The sequence below is a fragment of the Arthrobacter halodurans genome (assembly GCF_041877255.1).
GTDB lineage: Bacteria > Actinomycetota > Actinomycetes > Actinomycetales > Micrococcaceae > Arthrobacter_N > Arthrobacter_N halodurans.
Window position 1 is genome coordinate 184182 of record NZ_JBHDLJ010000003.1, and the last position, 15937, is coordinate 200118.

General features: G+C 65.9%; 17 protein-coding genes. 10 read left to right on the plus strand and 7 right to left on the minus strand.

Annotated elements, in window-relative coordinates:
- Positions 1–828: 828 nt before the first annotated feature.
- From ACETWP_RS05330 to ACETWP_RS05365, 8 genes are all read left to right on the plus strand, one after another.
- Positions 829–1032 (plus strand): Flp family type IVb pilin, encoded by a 204-nt coding sequence (locus ACETWP_RS05330; protein WP_373971178.1) that lies wholly within the window; start codon positions 829–831, stop codon positions 1030–1032.
- A 110-nt stretch (positions 1033–1142) separates the two neighbouring features.
- On the plus strand, positions 1143–1544 hold the full coding sequence (locus tag ACETWP_RS05335) for a TadE/TadG family type IV pilus assembly protein (RefSeq protein WP_373971179.1): 402 nt from the start codon (positions 1143–1145) through the stop codon (positions 1542–1544).
- 5 nt (positions 1545–1549) lie between these two features.
- Positions 1550–2593, plus strand: coding sequence for a TadE/TadG family type IV pilus assembly protein (locus ACETWP_RS05340; RefSeq protein ID WP_373971180.1), 1044 nt, complete (start codon positions 1550–1552; stop codon positions 2591–2593).
- A gap of 98 nt (positions 2594–2691) precedes the next feature.
- Positions 2692–3411 (plus strand): Flp pilus assembly protein CpaB, encoded by a 720-nt coding sequence (gene cpaB, locus ACETWP_RS05345; RefSeq protein ID WP_373971181.1) that lies wholly within the window; start codon positions 2692–2694, stop codon positions 3409–3411.
- The gene (locus ACETWP_RS05350) at positions 3408–4607 is read left to right on the plus strand and encodes a CpaE/TadZ family protein (protein ID WP_373971182.1); all 1200 of its coding nucleotides are present in this window, start codon (positions 3408–3410) and stop codon (positions 4605–4607) included. Before cpaB ends, ACETWP_RS05350 begins: the two co-directional genes overlap by 4 nt.
- 239 nt (positions 4608–4846) lie before the next feature.
- The gene (locus tag ACETWP_RS05355; RefSeq protein ID WP_373971324.1) at positions 4847–6187 is read left to right on the plus strand and encodes a TadA family conjugal transfer-associated ATPase; all 1341 of its coding nucleotides are present in this window, start codon (positions 4847–4849) and stop codon (positions 6185–6187) included.
- Positions 6188–6189: 2 nt separating this feature from the next.
- Positions 6190–7137: a type II secretion system F family protein gene (locus ACETWP_RS05360; RefSeq protein ID WP_373971183.1), complete on the plus strand. Its 948-nt coding sequence runs from the start codon at positions 6190–6192 to the stop codon at positions 7135–7137.
- 8 nt (positions 7138–7145) lie between these two features.
- Positions 7146–8039, plus strand: coding sequence for a type II secretion system F family protein (locus ACETWP_RS05365; protein WP_373971184.1), 894 nt, complete (start codon positions 7146–7148; stop codon positions 8037–8039).
- 685 nt (positions 8040–8724) lie between these two features.
- Here ACETWP_RS05365 and ACETWP_RS05370 read toward each other — a convergent pair.
- Positions 8725–9579, minus strand: coding sequence for a tRNA pseudouridine synthase A (locus ACETWP_RS05370; protein ID WP_373971325.1), 855 nt, complete (start codon positions 9577–9579; stop codon positions 8725–8727).
- Between the two features lie 629 nt (positions 9580–10208).
- On the opposite strand from ACETWP_RS05370, the gene ACETWP_RS05375 reads away from it, so the two are divergent.
- On the plus strand, positions 10209–10811 hold the full coding sequence (locus ACETWP_RS05375; RefSeq protein ID WP_373971185.1) for a hypothetical protein: 603 nt from the start codon (positions 10209–10211) through the stop codon (positions 10809–10811).
- A gap of 252 nt (positions 10812–11063) precedes the next feature.
- Here ACETWP_RS05375 and rplQ read toward each other — a convergent pair whose 3' ends face one another.
- The 6 genes from rplQ to infA all read right to left on the minus strand — a co-directional run bounded on the left by rplQ (position 11064) and on the right by infA (position 14281).
- A complete protein-coding gene (gene rplQ, locus ACETWP_RS05380) occupies positions 11064–11627 on the minus strand; it encodes a 50S ribosomal protein L17 (protein WP_373971186.1) in 564 nt (187 codons plus the stop codon).
- An 86-nt stretch (positions 11628–11713) separates the two neighbouring features.
- Positions 11714–12724 (minus strand): DNA-directed RNA polymerase subunit alpha, encoded by a 1011-nt coding sequence (locus ACETWP_RS05385; protein ID WP_373971187.1) that lies wholly within the window; start codon positions 12722–12724, stop codon positions 11714–11716.
- A gap of 169 nt (positions 12725–12893) precedes the next feature.
- Positions 12894–13295 (minus strand): 30S ribosomal protein S11, encoded by a 402-nt coding sequence (rpsK, locus tag ACETWP_RS05390; protein WP_373971188.1) that lies wholly within the window; start codon positions 13293–13295, stop codon positions 12894–12896.
- A 41-nt stretch (positions 13296–13336) separates the two neighbouring features.
- Positions 13337–13711 carry a 30S ribosomal protein S13 gene (rpsM, locus tag ACETWP_RS05395; RefSeq protein ID WP_373971189.1) on the minus strand — a complete coding sequence of 125 codons (375 nt, stop codon included), beginning with the start codon at positions 13709–13711 and terminating at the stop codon, positions 13337–13339.
- A 156-nt stretch (positions 13712–13867) separates the two neighbouring features.
- Positions 13868–13981 carry a 50S ribosomal protein L36 gene (gene rpmJ, locus ACETWP_RS05400; RefSeq protein ID WP_030148013.1) on the minus strand — a complete coding sequence of 38 codons (114 nt, stop codon included), beginning with the start codon at positions 13979–13981 and terminating at the stop codon, positions 13868–13870.
- A gap of 78 nt (positions 13982–14059) precedes the next feature.
- Entirely contained in the window at positions 14060–14281 is a 222-nt protein-coding gene (infA, locus tag ACETWP_RS05405) for a translation initiation factor IF-1 (protein ID WP_068731548.1), read from the minus strand.
- A gap of 481 nt (positions 14282–14762) precedes the next feature.
- Here infA and ACETWP_RS05410 point away from each other — a divergent pair, with 481 nt between their 5' ends.
- Positions 14763–15692 (plus strand): hypothetical protein, encoded by a 930-nt coding sequence (locus ACETWP_RS05410; RefSeq protein WP_373971190.1) that lies wholly within the window; start codon positions 14763–14765, stop codon positions 15690–15692.
- Positions 15693–15937 lie beyond the last annotated feature (245 nt).

Sequence of the window (15937 nt, forward strand, 5' to 3'; positions counted from 1 at the left end):
TTTGCCTGCAATCCCCACAGACCAGGGCCCTGCAACTGGGCCGTCACGCGGAGAAGGTTTCGTCAGGCATAGGACACGCACAACAGCTTGCAACGATACCGCACGGGTGGGCTGGGGCCAAAAGGGCGTCTGCGGGCTCCGACGCGTTCGTTGCCTGGCTCGGCCCCTCACGGCGCGCCCTTGGGGCCGTCGCGCTCGGAAGTCGCAGCTGTCGCCGAATCGTGACCAAGGTCTCTTTGCGCCGTTGAAATGTGAAGCAATTTGGCGTGCGTGGATGCCCACGTCCGCCTGCGCGGGCGGCCCGTGCGGGATTGGGAAGAGTCAATCGGTGCATGTCGCAGTCCGTCGCCCAGTCCTGGTCCGGCTGGGCGTCAACGCGCCCCCATCCCCCGGGCCCCTTAAATCTGTGTGAATGCTGGGAAGTTGCGGTGCGCGGCGAGTCTGTCATGCGCGCGACAAGATCGCGGAATCACGTGACGCATGTGGCGCAATGTAGTCAGTGTTATCAGAGTGGCGAGGAAAATCTCCGAAAAATATGTGAAGGGATTATGGCATCTCGAGACGTCTTCGCGCCACTCTGCACGTCATCTCGGGGATGTGGCGCATCGATGATCTGAAAATCACTCTGGACACCACCCTGCGGCGCGCTTACGCTCTGATTTCAGGTGCCAGTGGTTGGAGAACCACGTGGGGGCATGGCCGGCGACGGCATGGCACCGGTGGTACCAGCCAGGAACCTGTCGTTCCCCCGAGAACTCTCCATCATCACTCGTTCGACCTGGTGCGGCGGACCGGCCGCACTTTCTTGAGACAAGGCTGGGGTACAACATGAACACTCTGTTCGCAAACATCTACATCGCTATGGAAACCGTCGCCGGCAAGCTGCGCCGCGACGAGAAGGGCGCCACGGCCGTGGAGTACGGCATCATGGTCGCGCTGATTGCCGTCGTCGTGATCACTGCCGTTACTTTGATCGGCACGAACTTGACCGAATCGCTCAACAAGGTCGGGACGTCGATCAAGCCTAAGTAGACCCTCAGTAACTCCAGAGCCTTCGGGGAAGTAGGAATGGGTGGGTTCCGCTTCGGCGGGACCCACCCGTTGCATCAGACAAATCGGCAACCCTATGTGAGTTGGGAGTAATGAGCACTCAAAGCGATCAACGAGAGTTCGGCTCCTCAGCAGTGGAATTCGCTTTGCTTCTGCCAGTTCTCCTCACCCTCATCTTGGGAATCGTCGAATTCGGATACGCCTTTAACCAGCAGATCTCATTGACGCAAGGTGCGAGGGAAGCCGCCCGCCACTATGCGATCCATGCTTCCAGCGCACCGGTCTCATCTGCCACCCTGACGGCCACCGCCCGGGCGGCAGCACCCATGGCTGCCGACCTGGTTGCCAGCTCTGTGCCCGCCTCCGGCTGTCCCAGTGGCACCTCCGTGACCGTAACCACCATCCGGAACTACACCTCACTCACTGGCTGGTTCGATTTCGCCGGAAACACGGTCACGCTGACGAGCAAGGCGGCGATGCGATGCGGCGGATAGTTCTCATGGCCGCCGTTCTCCAGCTCAAAGCGAGGGACGAGCGGGGGGCTTCCGCCGTTCTCGTCGCCGTCATGATGGTGGCGCTCCTCGGATTCGCCGCGGTGAGCATCGATGTGGGTCGGCTTTACTGGGAAAAAGCTCAGCTCCAAAATGGTGCCGACGCCGGAGCGCTGGCCGTAGCCAGCGTATGCGGCAAGAACGAAACCGATCCCCAATGCATCAACCCGAACAGTCTGACGTCGGGCCTAGCCAATGCGAATGCCGTCGACGGGCTAACGAATGTGCGGTCCGTCATCGTCGACACAGTGGCCAACCGGGTCGTTGTTGAAACCGGCGCGCTCGAAACCGGCACCTCCACGAATCGGGTATCCCTATGGTTCGCCAAGGTTCTCGATCCGTCTCTCGCGAGCGCCGAGGTCGCAACGGCCGCAACGGCCCGCTGGGGAGGACCGTCCTCCCTCACGTCCCTCTTTCCCCTGGCTTTCTCGCAGTGCGAGGTCGATTCGTCGCCGACCTTCGACGGGGAGCTCCAGTTCCTGCTGAGCCACGGCAACGGCAACGATAAGAAGGACACCTGCCACAGCACCTCGTCCGGCCAAGAGCTGCCGGGCGGGTTCGGCTGGATCGACCAGGCTTCCGGGGGTAGTTGTGAAGCGCAGACCACGATCGGAGCGTGGGCAACCTCGGACACCGGCAACAACCTGAAGTCCGGATGTCCCACGCGGCTAGCCGAGTGGAAGACGGTCCTCCAGAAGGGCGGCAAGATCATTGCTCTGCTACCCGTCTTCGACAAGACCGAAGGCTCGGGGAACAACGGTAGGTACCGGATTCACGGCTACGCAGCCGTCGACGTCCGGGGCTGGAACTTCCAAAGCGGCAACGACTATCTGCCCACCGACGCCCAGAAGGTCTTCGACGACGGCAACTATAAGAATTCCGACCTGGGCATCATCGGCCGATTCACGCGCTACGTCTTCGATGAAATCGATGGCGAACCGGGAACCGACGGTTCGCCCTACGGCGCCAACATCGTCAGCCTGACGGGCTAACGCCCGCATCCACGTGAGACCGCCGGTCCTTCCGGCCGGCATGCACATCCGAGAAAGACCGAGGGAACCTGATGAAAAGTCGCGTACTAGGCGGAGTCGTGGCCTTGGTGCTGGCGATCGTGGGCACCGTCCTGCTGCTCACCTATGTGAAGGCCGCGGACGCCCGCGCCCAGGCGTCCCTCAGCCCGGTGGAAGTGCTGGTCGCGACCGCCGACATAGCCGCGGGAACCCCCATCGGCGAGGCCGCCGATTCCCTCACCCGGAAGACCCTGCCCAACGCGGCCGTCACCGACGGCGCCGTGGAGTCCTTGGACGGTCACGACGGTCAAGTCTTGGCGCACGATCTGGTCGCGGGCGAGCAACTGCTCACCGCGAAGCTGATCGCCGAAGATGCCCTTCTGGTTCCCGGAACGATCCCCGTGCCGACCGGCCTGCAGGAAGTCACGGTAGTGCTGGAGCCCGAGCGCGTGGTCGGCGGCAAACTCCGCGCCGGCGACCAGGTCGGGCTCTACGGGAACTACACGGTCAAGGAAAAGAACTCGGACGACGACGACGAGGTCAAACTCACCAAGCTGCTCTACGACAAGGTGCTGGTGACCGCCATCCAGGTCGCACCCGGCGAAGTGTCGACCGAAACGGCCGAGGGGACGACCGCCCTGCCGACCGGCTCCGCGTACGTGACCCTTGCGGCCGACTCGACCCAAGCGGCGAAAATCATCCACACCCGCGAATTCGGATCGCTGTGGCTGACCAAACAGAACGACGACACCAAGGCCGGCAACACCAAGGTCTGGGACATCAACGAGGTGCTGAAGTGAGCAGGTTTCTTGTACTGACCGACGACCTTGGTTTCGAAGCCACCGTACGCGCGGCTGTCGGCGGGGCGATGGTCGGCTCGATCCACCGTCTGGCCGGAGCGGCCGTTCGCCTCCCGCCGGCGGAGCTGCTGACCCGCAGCGGCGGCGAACCAACCGACGTCGTGCTGGTCGGTCCCGACGTGGACCGCGAGGCGGCCCTCTGGCTCTCGACCGCCCTCGATCTGCAGCACCCGGACGTCTCCGTCGTCATCACCGCGGTCTCCGATCCCGACCTGGTCCTGAGGGCGATGCGGGCCGGTGTCCGCGACATCGCCGACCCCAAGGCCGATCCCGCGCAGCTCCGCGTGCTGCTGGAGCGCTCGTGCCTCACGGCCGAAGGCCGACGCCGCCAGCAGGGCGACCCGTCGCGCTCGGACCGCGGCCGGGGACGCGTCATCTCGATCATGTCGCCCAAGGGCGGCGTGGGAAAGACGACGATCGCGACCAACCTGGCGGTCGGTCTCGCCAAGATCGCTCCCATGGGCGTGGTCATCGTGGACCTGGACCTCCAGTTCGGGGACGTCGCCAGCGCGCTCCACCTTGATCCCGAGCACACCATCACCGACGCCGTATTCGGGGCCGCGGCCCAGGATTCCATGGTGCTGAAGGCCTATCTGAGTGTCGACGAGTCGGGGGTCTACGCGCTGTGCGGTCCGCGGACACCCGCCGATGCGGATCTCATCGGCCCCGGCCAGATCGCAGCGCTGGTGGCGCAGCTCGCAGCCGAGTTCCGGTACGTCGTCCTGGACACCTCCCCGGGACTCGGCGAGCACCTCCTCGCGGCGCTCGAACAGACCACCGACGCCGTATGGGTCTGCGGGATGGACGTCCCCAGCGTCCGCGGCATGAACAAGGCACTGAGCGTCCTCGGCGAGCTCCAGCTGATTCCGCAGGGCCGCCACGTGGTCCTGAACTTCGCGGACCGCCGCAGCGGACTGTCCATCCAGGACATCGAGTCCTCGATCGGTTTCCCGGTTGACGCCGCCATCCCGTGGTCCCGTGCCGTGCCACTGAGCACCAATAAGGGGGTTCCGCTGCTTGCCGACCGCGTCCGCGACGGCGCCACACGCGGGCTCGAGAAGCTCGTGCGACGGTTCGACGACGACTCGTCGAAGGCCTCCGGGCGCGGGCTCCACCGTCGGGAGGTGGTCTCGTGAGGCTGTCCGATCGGCTCCATGCCGCTCGCGGTCTGCCGCCGGAGCCAGCCAGCACGATCGCGGCTTCTTCCCGACACGTCGCCGGAGCGGAGCCCGCCGCCCCAGAAGGTCTCGCGGCCCGGCTCGCCGCTGTCCAGGCGGTGGATCTGTTCGAAGACCTCGACGGCGTCGTCGATGCGACCGACGGCGACATTTCGTCCGCGGTCTGGGAGGAAACCCAGGTTCTCCCGGGACCCCTCCTGAAATCGCGGGCCGCCCCTTCGCCTCAGGCCACGGGCGGCCAACGAAGCACGGTCGACGCCTTGGCCGGGCTCAAGGCCCGGTCTGCCGAGGCGTTGTTCCAACGACTCGGTTCCCGCATCACGGACCCGTCTCTCACGGAGGAGGCGCTGCGCAAGCTCGCGCGCGACGAGCTGAGCGAGGTCATTGACGCCGAGCAGGTCCCGCTCTCGCCGGAAGAGCGGCGGCGGTTGATCCGGGATGTTGGCGACGAGGTACTCGGACTGGGACCCCTGCAAAGGTTCCTGGACGATCCCGAGGTCTCCGAGATCATGGTCAACCACAAGGACCAGATCTACGTGGAGCGCTCGGGTGGCCTGCATCTCACCGACGCCGCATTCAGCTCGGACGAACAGCTGCGGCGTGTCATCGAACGCATCGTGTCGCGGGTCGGTCGGCGGATCGACGAGTCGTCGCCGCTCGTCGACGCGCGGCTCGAGGACGGCAGTCGCGTCAACGCCATCATCCCCCCGCTGGCCGTCAATGGCCCATCGCTCACGATCCGTAAGTTCGCCGCCACTCCGTACACCGTCCGGGACCTCATCGACTTCGGCACGCTCAGCAGCGAGATGGCGGTGCTGCTGGAGGCCTGCGTGGAGGCCCGGCTCAACGTCATCGTGTCCGGCGGCACGGGTACGGGAAAGACCACGCTGCTCAATGTGCTCTCCGGTTTCATCCCCGACAACGAGCGCATCGTCACCATCGAGGACGCGGTCGAGCTGCAGCTGCAGCAGGACCACGTGGTCCGCCTCGAGAGCCGTCCCGCCAACATCGAGGGCAAGGGCGCCATCACCATCCGGGACCTCGTCAAGAACTCCCTGCGCATGCGGCCGGACAGGATCGTCGTGGGCGAGGTCCGCGGGGGCGAGGCCCTCGACATGCTGCAGGCCATGAACACCGGCCACGACGGCTCCATCTCCACGGTGCACGCCAACTCGCCCCGCGACGCCGTTTCCCGCCTCGAGACGCTGGTGCTCATGGCGGGCATGGACCTGCCGCTGCGCGCCATCCGCGAACAGGTGACCTCCGCCGTGGATCTGATCGTCCAGCTGACCCGACTCCGCGACGGCACGCGGCGGGTAACCCACCTGACCGAGGTGCAGGGTATGGAGGGCGACGTCGTCACGCTGCAGGACGCGTTCGTCTTCGACTACTCCGCCGGGGTAGACGCCAACGGCCGTTTCCTCGGGAAGCCCATTTCCACGGGGGTACGTCCGCGCTTCCTCGAGCACTTCGAGAAGGTCGGGATCACCGTGCCGGCGAGCATCTTCGCCACCCCTCCCGCACACGGGAGGCGCTGACCGTGGACCTGCTGATCCCCGCCGCGGGTATCGCCGCGTGCCTCGGCGCTTGCCTCCTCACGCTCTTCGTGGTCCTGCGGCCCGCCAGCGCCGAGGTTCCGCTGAGCCGCAGGCGGGTGCACCGCGACCACGCCACGGAGGCCTCCGCGCTCACCCGCCTCAGCGGAGTCACCGTGCAAGCCATGGAACGCCGCGTCGGCGCGGCCGGGAGCGGCCCCTTCAACCGACAGATGCTTGAGCTGGCCGGGGTCAAGATGGCTCCCGCGGAGCTCCTCGTAGTGGTCGCGGCCGGCATGTTGATCGCGGGGCTCGCCGGACTCGTCATCGGCGGTCCGGGCATGGGGCTCCTGCTGGCGACATTGGTCCCGTTCGCCGCGTGGCTCACGCTGCGGCTCAAAGTGGACAAGCGCCGCGCCCGGTTCGCCGACCAGCTACCCGACCTCATCATGACGCTAACCGGCAGCCTCCGCGCCGGGCACTCCGTCATGCGGGCCATCGACGGCGCCGCGCAGGAATTCGACGCGCCGCTGTCCGAGGAGCTGAGTCGGATCGTCAACGAGTCCCGCGTAGGCAGGGACCCAGACCAAACCATGTTGGAGTCCGCGCATCGGATGCGGTCGGAGGATTTCTCCTGGGTGGCCGACGCCATCCGCATCAACCGGGAGGTGGGCGGCGACCTCTCTCAGGTTCTGGACCAGGTCGGCGACACCATCCGCGAACGCTCCCAAATCAAGGGCCAGATCCGGGCTCTTGCCGCGGAGGGGAAGTTCTCCGCCTACATCCTGGTGGGGCTGCCGTTCGCGATCACCGCCATCATGTTCGTCATGAATCCGTCTTATATCGGTTCCCTCTTCACCGAAACCCTCGGCATCCTGATGCTCGTCGTCGGCGGCATCTCCATGGCCATCGGCACGCTGTGGATGAGCCGCATCATCCAGATCAAGTTCTAGGACGTTCCATGGGCATCGAAACCCTCGCCTGGCTGGCCATCCTGATGGTCGTGCTCCCGCTGGCGTTCCTGGTCTGGGGCTTCGTTGCGGTCGACCGCAACGAGATGGTCCTCATCCAACGGAACCTCAACCGCGCCGCGCCCACACCGGGCGCGGAGGCGCCCGGGGGGCAGTCCGACTTCGCGGCCCTGGCCCGGAGGCTGACCAGCGGGACCTACGCCGCGAAACTCGACCGTCTGCTGGCGCGCGCCGGGCGCCCGGCCGCGTGGCCGCTGGAACGGGTTCTCGTCATGAAGCCGCTGCTCGGGATCGCGGGTGCAATCATCGGTCTGCTGCTCCTCTTCGGAAATCCGAGTGGCACCACGCTCCTCCTTGGCGCCTTCCTGACCGTCTTCGGCTACTTTCTGCCCGACCTCTTGGCCTACAACATTGGCATCAAGCGCCAGGAAGCGATCCAGCGCGAGCTCCCCAACATCCTGGACCAGCTGTTGATCTCGGTCGAGGCGGGATTAGGACTAGAGGGTGCCATGTCCCGCGTCGCCATGAACGGGACCGGACCACTGGCGGAGGAGATGAGCCGTACGCTCCAGGAAATGCAGGTGGGTCGTTCGCGCCGCGACGCCTACCTCGCCATGGCGGAGCGATCGTCCGCCGACGACCTCAGGTCCTTCGTCCGGGCCATCGTACAGGCCGAAAAATACGGAATCGGGGTGGCACGGGTTTTGCGCTCCCAGGCCGCGCAAATGCGGGTCAAGCGCCGCCAGCGCGCCGAGGAACAGGCCATGAAACTCCCGGTGAAGATCCTCTTCCCGCTGCTGCTCTTCATCTTCCCGGCGCTCTTCATCGTCATCCTCGGTCCCGCCGTCATCAACATCGTGAAAAGCGGCGTCTTTGGCGGCTGAGCGGCCACCAAACACCGGAAGATACGCGGTTCGACATCAAACAACACCCGGTCCGTCGTCACGGCCGGGTGTTGCGGTGGTTGTTGTCCTGGACGGACTTGGTTCCTCCGCGGGCGGAGGCAGTCTGTCTGAAGAACGGAAAGGATCTGTCTACAGGAACAGCGTCAGGATGCGTGGAGCGGCGACGTTTGAGAATAGGAGCGCCGATCCGGCCAAGACAGCCACCCACAGGGCGACCGTCGTCAGGGTTCGCGTCCTGCTGCCCGCGGGTCGCGGCCGGGCGTGGATGCGCCCGACGGAGGCCGCCGGCGCCATCTCGGCGCCCATCTTGGTGAGTACGCCCGTTCTCATAGCGCACCGCCCGGGATACGAGGCTGCAGGTTCATCGGGACGCTCTTGTGGCCCCGTGGTACTCGAGTGGATCGAAGTGCTGGATTCACCGTTCCCCCATTCTTCGCGCGGTGCAGGCCATAAAACCGTTTACCGCTGAGTCTGTTCCGGGGGTTCCCCGCCCCGGTCCGATGCGTCCGCCGACCTACTGGTCGGCGTTTCCATCGGTGCTGTGACAGGAATGTAACAGCGCTAGTTGCACCGCAGGCAACAGAAATGGCTCAATTTTGACTCAAGATTCCTGGAGCGCCGGTGAATCAACACGCCACGCCGCAGGACGGCACGGCCCGCAATCCTACGACCCGGAGCCTCGCCGCGCGGAGACGTCGTGGGGCTTCCGCCGGGCCCGCGTGAGCGACGCGCGGTGCGCGACGTCGTCGTCCTGGGGGTAGGCGACCTCCTCCAGCACCAGCGGGTGCGGCGCGGCGAGGTAGGTCTTGGCGTCCCGCACGCGCTCCCCCAGCCGCTCCCCGACCCAGCCGGGGGGCTGCCGTCCGTCACCGACCATGAGCGCGGCGCCGATGAGCGTGCGCACCATGTTGTGGCAGAACGCGTCGGCCCGGAGGTGCGCGACCAGGATCCCGTCGTCCCCGCGCGCGAACCGGAACGACTCCAGCGTGCGGATGGTGGTGGCGCGCTCGCGCGGTTTGCAGAAGGTCAGGAAGTCGTGGCGTCCCTCGACCGCGCGGGCCTCCGCGTTGAGCGCGTCCTCGTCCAGGTGCGTCGCATGCCAGAGCGTGTCATTGCGGGTCAGCGGGTCCCAACGCTCCTCTCCGTCCGCGATCCGGTACGAGTACCGCCGCCACAGCGCGGAGAAGCGGGCGTCGAACCCCGGGGCGGCGACACCGGCGTCGTGCACGACGACGGTCCCCCGCAGGCGCGAGACCACGCCTCGCACGCGGCGCAGCAGGGCGACGTCGGGGGCGATGTCTTTGCCGCGCGGCAGGCCCGCGTACTCGGCGGGCGTGATGTCGAAGTGGACCACCTGGCCGCGGGCGTGCACCCCGGCGTCGGTCCGTCCGGCGACGGCGGTGCGCACCGGGCGACGGAACAGCATCTCCAGCGCCTCCTCGAGCGCGCCTTGCACGGTCAGGCGGCCCGGCTGCGCGGCCCAGCCGGAGAAGCCGGAGCCGTCGTAGGCCAGCGTCATGCGGATGCGGACGGAGGCGGGCTCCGGGGCGGAAGCGTCGGGGACGGTCCCGCCGGCAAGCGCGTACGGGTCGTCGCTGGCCGGGGCCGTGATTTCCATGCCCTCGATTCTAGGCGACCGGACCCGCCCGCGATTCCGCCCCCTCGTCGCGACGGGGGTCAGGTCCGGGCAGGCACCGAGCCTTCCGGGAGCAGTAACGTCGTCAGTCCCCCCCGGCGGGCGCGATTCCGCGCGAAGGCTCGCTTCGGTCCCCTATCGGTCCACGGACGGGCGCATTGCACACATCGAAAATTGGGGCGTACTCCATATCAACTAGTAGACTCCTCTACTTGTGCGTCCCGCGCGGATTACCCGAACATTCAGGGACAGCCTTCTCCATGCCCAGCGGATACCAGTAAGCCCTTCCGATCCAACCGGCCTCAGGCATGAAGCATTTCCGGCGGCCGGACTAGCTGCGCGGCTCCGGACATAGCCCGCCACTCACTCCGCTTGCGGGGACCACGCATCGTTGGCACGCGCCAATGTCAGGAATGTGCGCCAGTCACTGCCGCAGCGATCCGAAAGGCCGGGATAGGCTCCCTGAGGACTTGAGCAGGCATCGATGGCAAGCGTAAGGAGCAGGAATTCACTTGGAACTACTGGGCGGCATGAACCGCGAGGAACTGCAGGTCTTTTCATGGGTTGCGGCCGCCGTCTTCGCGCTGGTGGTCGGCCTCTGGCGTCCTGGCAAGCTGCATTGGACCGCGCTGGGATCCGTCCTGCTCTTCGCCGCCCTCAACGCAGGCGCCGGGATCTACGTCCTGAACCACCTCGGTGATTCGCGCTGGTCTCCAGGGGGACAACCGCCACTGACCGCTCCGTCGCTTTCCGGGACGCCGGTCGTGGGGCAGTTCATGGGTCCCTTGGACTCCGCCCTGAACGGGGTGGTCGGCGGAGTGAACGAGTTCCTGGCCTTCCAGCAGGCACTTCCCGTAGCACTGGACTTCCTCGCCACGTCCGGCTGGGCCCTGCTGGTGTCGTTCCCGCTGGCCCTTCTCGCCGTCGGCATCAGTCTCGGCGCGACCAGGCGCCGTACGGCGGAGTTCGAAAGGTACCGCGCGACCGTCGACCTTCTCCAGAATGAGCTTGAGCAGGTCAAGCGGCAGATCGCGGCAGGGCATTCCGTTGGCACGCGACTCCCCGCGGAGGGCCCGGTCGCCGGGGTGCAGCCCCTGCCCACGCGCGGACGGTGATTCAACGAGCGCGGCGACTCGCGCCGCCGGCGTGGCCTCCGCGACCCTTGCTCCGCCGTCGTGCTCATCGCAGAAAAAAGTTCTCATTCGTCCCGCTACAAGTCTTCTGTAACAGCGACAACAGAGGTACGCTCAGTCTCACTCGCACCAGTATCGGCCGGTAGCGAAGTACCGGCCGTGTATGAAAGGAAGGCCCGCCGCTCAATGAGCGGCGGGCCTTCCCGGTGTTCGGTCCTCGAGAGGGGCTAAGGCCTAGGCCTCGTCCTTCTTCTCGTTCTTCTCGTCGGCGGCCTCGACCGGCGACGCGGCCGACTCGGCGGAGTCGGCAGACTCAGCCGAAGCGGACGATGCCGACGCGGTCTCCTCGACCGTCGGCTCCTCGGCGGGCGCGGCGGTGGCGGCGGCCTGGGTGGCCTCCTTCACGACGGCCTGCTTCGGGGACACGGGCTCCATAACGAGCTCGATGACGGCCATGGGGGCGTTGTCGCCCTTGCGGTTGCCGATCTTGGTGATGCGGGTGTAACCGCCTTCGCGCTCGGCCATCACCGGGGCGATGTTCACGAACAGCTCGTGGACGATGCCCTTGTTGGTGCGGTTGCGGGACGCGATGGTGCCCTGCACGCGACGGCGGGCGGCCAGGTCTCCGCGCTTGGCGAAGGTGATCAGGCGCTCGGCGTACGGACGAAGGCGCTTGGCCTTGGTCTGCGTGGTGGTGATGCTCTTGTGCTCGAACAGCTGTGCCGCCAGGTTGGCGAGCATGAGGCGCTCGTGGGCAGCTCCGCCTCCGAGGCGCTTTCCCTTAGGGGGGGTAGGCATGGTGTTATCTCCTCATATGGTGCCCGCGGTCCCGCGCCTCACGGCGCGGAACCCACGGGCAAAGTACATTACGTCGAAGGCGGCCTTTAGGCCTCTTCGTCACCGTAGACGGTGTCGTCTTCTTCAATGGCTGCGGCGCGGGCTGCCAGATCGAACCCTGGAGGGGAATCCTTCAGGGACAGACCCAGCTCGACGAGCTTCGCCTTGACCTCGTCGATGGACTTCGCGCCGAAGTTGCGGATGTCCATCAGGTCGGCCTCGGAACGGGCCACGAGCTCGCCCACAGTGTGGATGCCCTCGCGCTTGAGGCAGTTGTACGAACGAACCGTCAGCTCCAGGTCCTCGATCGGCAGCGCCATGTCGGCGGCGAGAGCGGCGTCCGTCGGGGACGGGCCGATCTCGATGCCCTCGGCGGCCGAGTTGAGCTCGCGCGCCAGACCGAACAGCTCGACCAGGGTGGTTCCGGCCGAAGCGACGGCGTCGCGCGGCACGATGGAATCCTTGGTCTCGACGTCGACGATCAGCTTGTCGAAGTCGGTGCGCTGCTCGACGCGGGTGGCCTCCACGCGGAAGGTCACCTTCAGAACGGGCGAGTAGATGGAGTCGACCGGGATGCGGCCGATCTCGGCATCGAAGCTCTTGTTCTGCGACGCGGAGACGTAGCCGCGGCCACGCTCGATGGTCAGCTCCATGTCGAACTTGCCCTTCGCGTTCAGCGTCGCGATGTGCAGGTCCGGGTTGTGGAACTCGACGCCGGCCGGCGGGGTGATGTCCGCGGCCGTGACGACGCCGGGGCCCTGCTTACGCAGGTAGGCGACGACGGGCTCGTCGTGCTCGGAGGACACAGCAAGGTTCTTGATGTTCAGGATCAGTTCGGTGACGTCTTCCTTGACACCCTGAACGGTGGTGAACTCGTGCAGCACGCCGTCGATCCGGACGCTGGTGACAGCAGCACCAGGAATGGAGGACAGGAGCGTGCGGCGCAGCGAGTTGCCAAGGGTGTAGCCGAAGCCGGGCTCCAGCGGTTCGATGATGAACCGGGAACGGTTATCGGCTACTACTTCTTCGGTGAGGGTGGGGCGCTGTGCAATAAGCACTTACATTTCCTTTCAGCGAGCATCCGCTATATGACGCAACACAGGGGGTGGAAACGACGTCTGCCGCGAAGGCGTTCGTCAGGGCAGTCGGTCAAGTGGGCCGCGTATGGCGCGCACCGCCGTCGTACTCGCTAGAGCACGACGGCGACACGCGCCGGACGAGGGCTACTTAGACGCGGCGACGCTTCGAGGGGCGGCAGCCGTTGTGGGCGCTCGGGGAAACGTCCTGGATCGATCCGACCTCGAGGCCGGCGGCCTGGAGCGAGCGGATGGCCGTTTCGCGACCGGAGCCCGGTCCCTTGACGAACACGTCAACCTTCTTCATGCCGTGCTCCTGCGCGCGCTTGGCGGCAGCCTCGGCCGCCATCTGCGCGGCGAAGGGGGTGGACTTGCGGGAGCCCTTGAAGCCGACCTCTCCGGCGGAAGCCCAGGAGATGACCGCACCGGACGGGTCCGTGATGGACACGATGGTGTTGTTGAAGGTGCTCTTGATGTGCGCCTGGCCCAGCGCGATGTTCTTCTTGTCCTTGCGACGCGGCTTGCGTACCGCTCCACGAGTCTTGGGGGGCATTGCTTACTCCTACGATGAATTGGCTATGGGATCCGCTAGATTTAGCGGGTCTTCTTCTTACCGGCGACGGTGCGCTTCGGGCCCTTGCGGGTGCGAGCGTTGGTCTTGGTGCGCTGTCCGCGGACCGGCAGGCCCTTGCGGTGGCGAATGCCCTCGTAGGAGCCGATCTCCACCTTGCGGCGGATGTCGGCAGCGACTTCACGGCGGAGGTCACCCTCGACCTTGAAGCTGCCTTCGATGAAGTCACGCAGCTGGAGAAGCTCAGCGTCGGTGAGGTCCTTGACACGAGTGTCCGGGGAGATCCCGGTCTCGGCAATGGTCTGTTCTGCACGGGTCTTGCCCACGCCGTAGATGTAGGTGAGCGCGATGATCACGCGCTTTTCGCGCGGGATGTCTACGCCAGCGAGACGAGCCATAGTGGTTGTCTTCCTTACGTGTTTCGCGGAGGTGTGGAGCAGCACATCCCTGTCGCCAGGTCCCCGGCCTCCGTGCCGGGGGTGTGCGTCCCGCGTAGTGGACGCTGTGCTGCCGTGTTAACTAACTACGCGCAGGCCTAGATTTCCGAGCGGAAACTAGCCCTGACGCTGCTTGTGGCGTGGGTTTTCGCAGATCACCATGACCCGGCCGTTGCGGCGGATCACCTTGCACTTTTCGCAGATCGGCTTCACGCTAGGGTTGACCTTCACGGCTCTGTTCCTTTGCGGTTGCTGTTTCAGTGGAGCTGTAACTACCTTCGGCGCCCCGGATTTCCGGAGGCCCAAGACCTACTTGTAGCGGTAGACGATTCGGCCGCGGTTGAGGTCGTAAGGACTGAGCTCCACCACTACACGGTCCTCGGGGAGGATTCGAATGTAGTGCTGACGCATCTTTCCCGAGATAGTGGCAAGTACCACGTGTCCGTTGGGCAACTCAACGCGAAACATCGCGTTGGGAAGCGCCTCCGACACGGTGCCTTCTACCTCGATGACACCCTCTTTCTTGGCCATATCCTCCGCTAACGTTTGTGCCGGTCGCTAGGGTGCTTCCGGCGTGTATATATTTCGACTGCTCGAGCCCCCGCCCCGGCCCGGTTTTTGACACCGGACGTTTTGGGCACAGACGTAGAGACAACCAACAAATAAGCCTACCCGGTGGTCCCGCATAACGGAAATCGGGGCGATCCGTCACGCCGACGCGCCGATCGCGCTCGGTTTGGGCCGTTTTCCGTGGCTTCTTCCAGAGCGCCGGGGACGCTCCCCGACTTCGGCAGCGTATGCACTCTCCAAGGGGCTTCTGTCCCGGGAAGCGTTCCCACTCCCCCGGCGCTCACTGGCTTACGCAAGGTACCAACTCGCCAGGGTGCTTGTGCCGGTACGAGCCGCGGACCTTAGGCGGAAAACCGGTCGGCCCGTAGGTGGGCCTGTGGAGGTCGAGTCCGGGCTGTGGATACCGCCAGCGGACTCTCGACGGATCCGACACCATGGGCGTATGAGACGCCCCGCTCCCCTGCCACCGCAGCTGCAGCAGCGCACGTTCACGCTGGTTGAGGCGCGGGTGCTCGGCGTCGGCCGTGGCCGCCTACAGGCTTCGGACATCACCAACCTCGGTCGCGGCCTGTACCTCCACGGATCCGGTCCGCCGGATCCGCTTCAGGTTCTCCGCGGACTCACGCAGCTGCATCGGGGAATCTGGGCTTCACATCAGACTGCCGCGCGCATCCACGGACTATGGCTGCCGCGTCGGCTGGAACAGGAGCATGCTCTTCACGTCAGCCGGCACCGGAGCAGCCCCGCGCTCACGCTCCGCGGCGTCACCTGTCACAGCGTGCTCCAGTACCCGGACGAACTCGTCGCTCACGATGGCATTCCCTTCGCCTCGCCTGCCCGCACGTGGCTGGACCTCGCGAGTGCGATGTCCCTCGACGATTTGGTGTCGATGGGCGATCAACTCCTTCGGAACCCCCGCTCGCAATTTGAGGAACGGGCCGCACCGTGGGCAACACGTGATGGGCTCGTCCGACTCCTGGCAACGCACCCGAACCTTCAGGGCATCGTCCGCGCCCGCGAGGCGTTGGAACTCATGCGGGTCGGCGCGGACTCCGCTCCGGAGACCCAGTTGCGTCTCGCGATCGTCCGCTACGGGCTGCCGGAGCCGGAACTCCAACTTCGCCTCAACCCGCGCGACGACTTCTCTCCCCAGGCAGACATGGGCTACCGGCGCTATCGAATCGCCATCCAGTACGACGGGGAAACGCATCGGGACCCGCTACAGCAGGCCCGGGACAACGACCGTGACGGACGCTTCGATGCCGCGCGTTGGCGCTACTTCAAGTTCGGGTCACCCGATTTGGCCAACGGGTTCGCCCGAGCGTGCCACCGAGTGGCGGAGGCCGTGCTCGAGGCGCGTCGCCCGCGATGACTCTCTGGGATCAGCATCCTCCGGCCGCCTCGGTACCTGCGCAAGCCGGGGAGCGTCGCCTTGGCCGTTAACGCTCCCCGGGATCGACACCCTCTGGACTCCGCATAGCCTGCCCAAGCCGGGGAGCGTCCCCTTGGCCGTCAACGCTCCCCGGGATCGACACCCTCTGGACCCCCCATGACCTGCTCAAGCCGGAGAGCGTCCGTTTGGCCGTCAACGGTCTCCGGGATGGGCATCCCCTGGGT

Coding starts and splice junctions, on each gene's coding strand:
- ACETWP_RS05330 (WP_373971178.1), top strand. CDS start 829: ATGAACACTCTGTTCGCAAACATCTACATCGCTATGGAAACCGTCGCC.
- ACETWP_RS05340 (WP_373971180.1), top strand. CDS start 1,550: ATGGCCGCCGTTCTCCAGCTCAAAGCGAGGGACGAGCGGGGGGCTTCC.
- ACETWP_RS05335 (WP_373971179.1), top strand. CDS start 1,143: ATGAGCACTCAAAGCGATCAACGAGAGTTCGGCTCCTCAGCAGTGGAA.
- ACETWP_RS05370 (WP_373971325.1), bottom strand. CDS start 9,579: ATGACGCTGGCCTACGACGGCTCCGGCTTCTCCGGCTGGGCCGCGCAG.
- ACETWP_RS05365 (WP_373971184.1), top strand. CDS start 7,146: ATGGGCATCGAAACCCTCGCCTGGCTGGCCATCCTGATGGTCGTGCTC.
- rpsM (WP_373971189.1), bottom strand. CDS start 13,711: ATGGCTCGTCTCGCTGGCGTAGACATCCCGCGCGAAAAGCGCGTGATC.
- rplQ (WP_373971186.1), bottom strand. CDS start 11,627: ATGCCTACCCCCCCTAAGGGAAAGCGCCTCGGAGGCGGAGCTGCCCAC.
- ACETWP_RS05410 (WP_373971190.1), top strand. CDS start 14,763: ATGAGACGCCCCGCTCCCCTGCCACCGCAGCTGCAGCAGCGCACGTTC.
- rpsK (WP_373971188.1), bottom strand. CDS start 13,295: ATGCCCCCCAAGACTCGTGGAGCGGTACGCAAGCCGCGTCGCAAGGAC.
- infA (WP_068731548.1), bottom strand. CDS start 14,281: ATGGCCAAGAAAGAGGGTGTCATCGAGGTAGAAGGCACCGTGTCGGAG.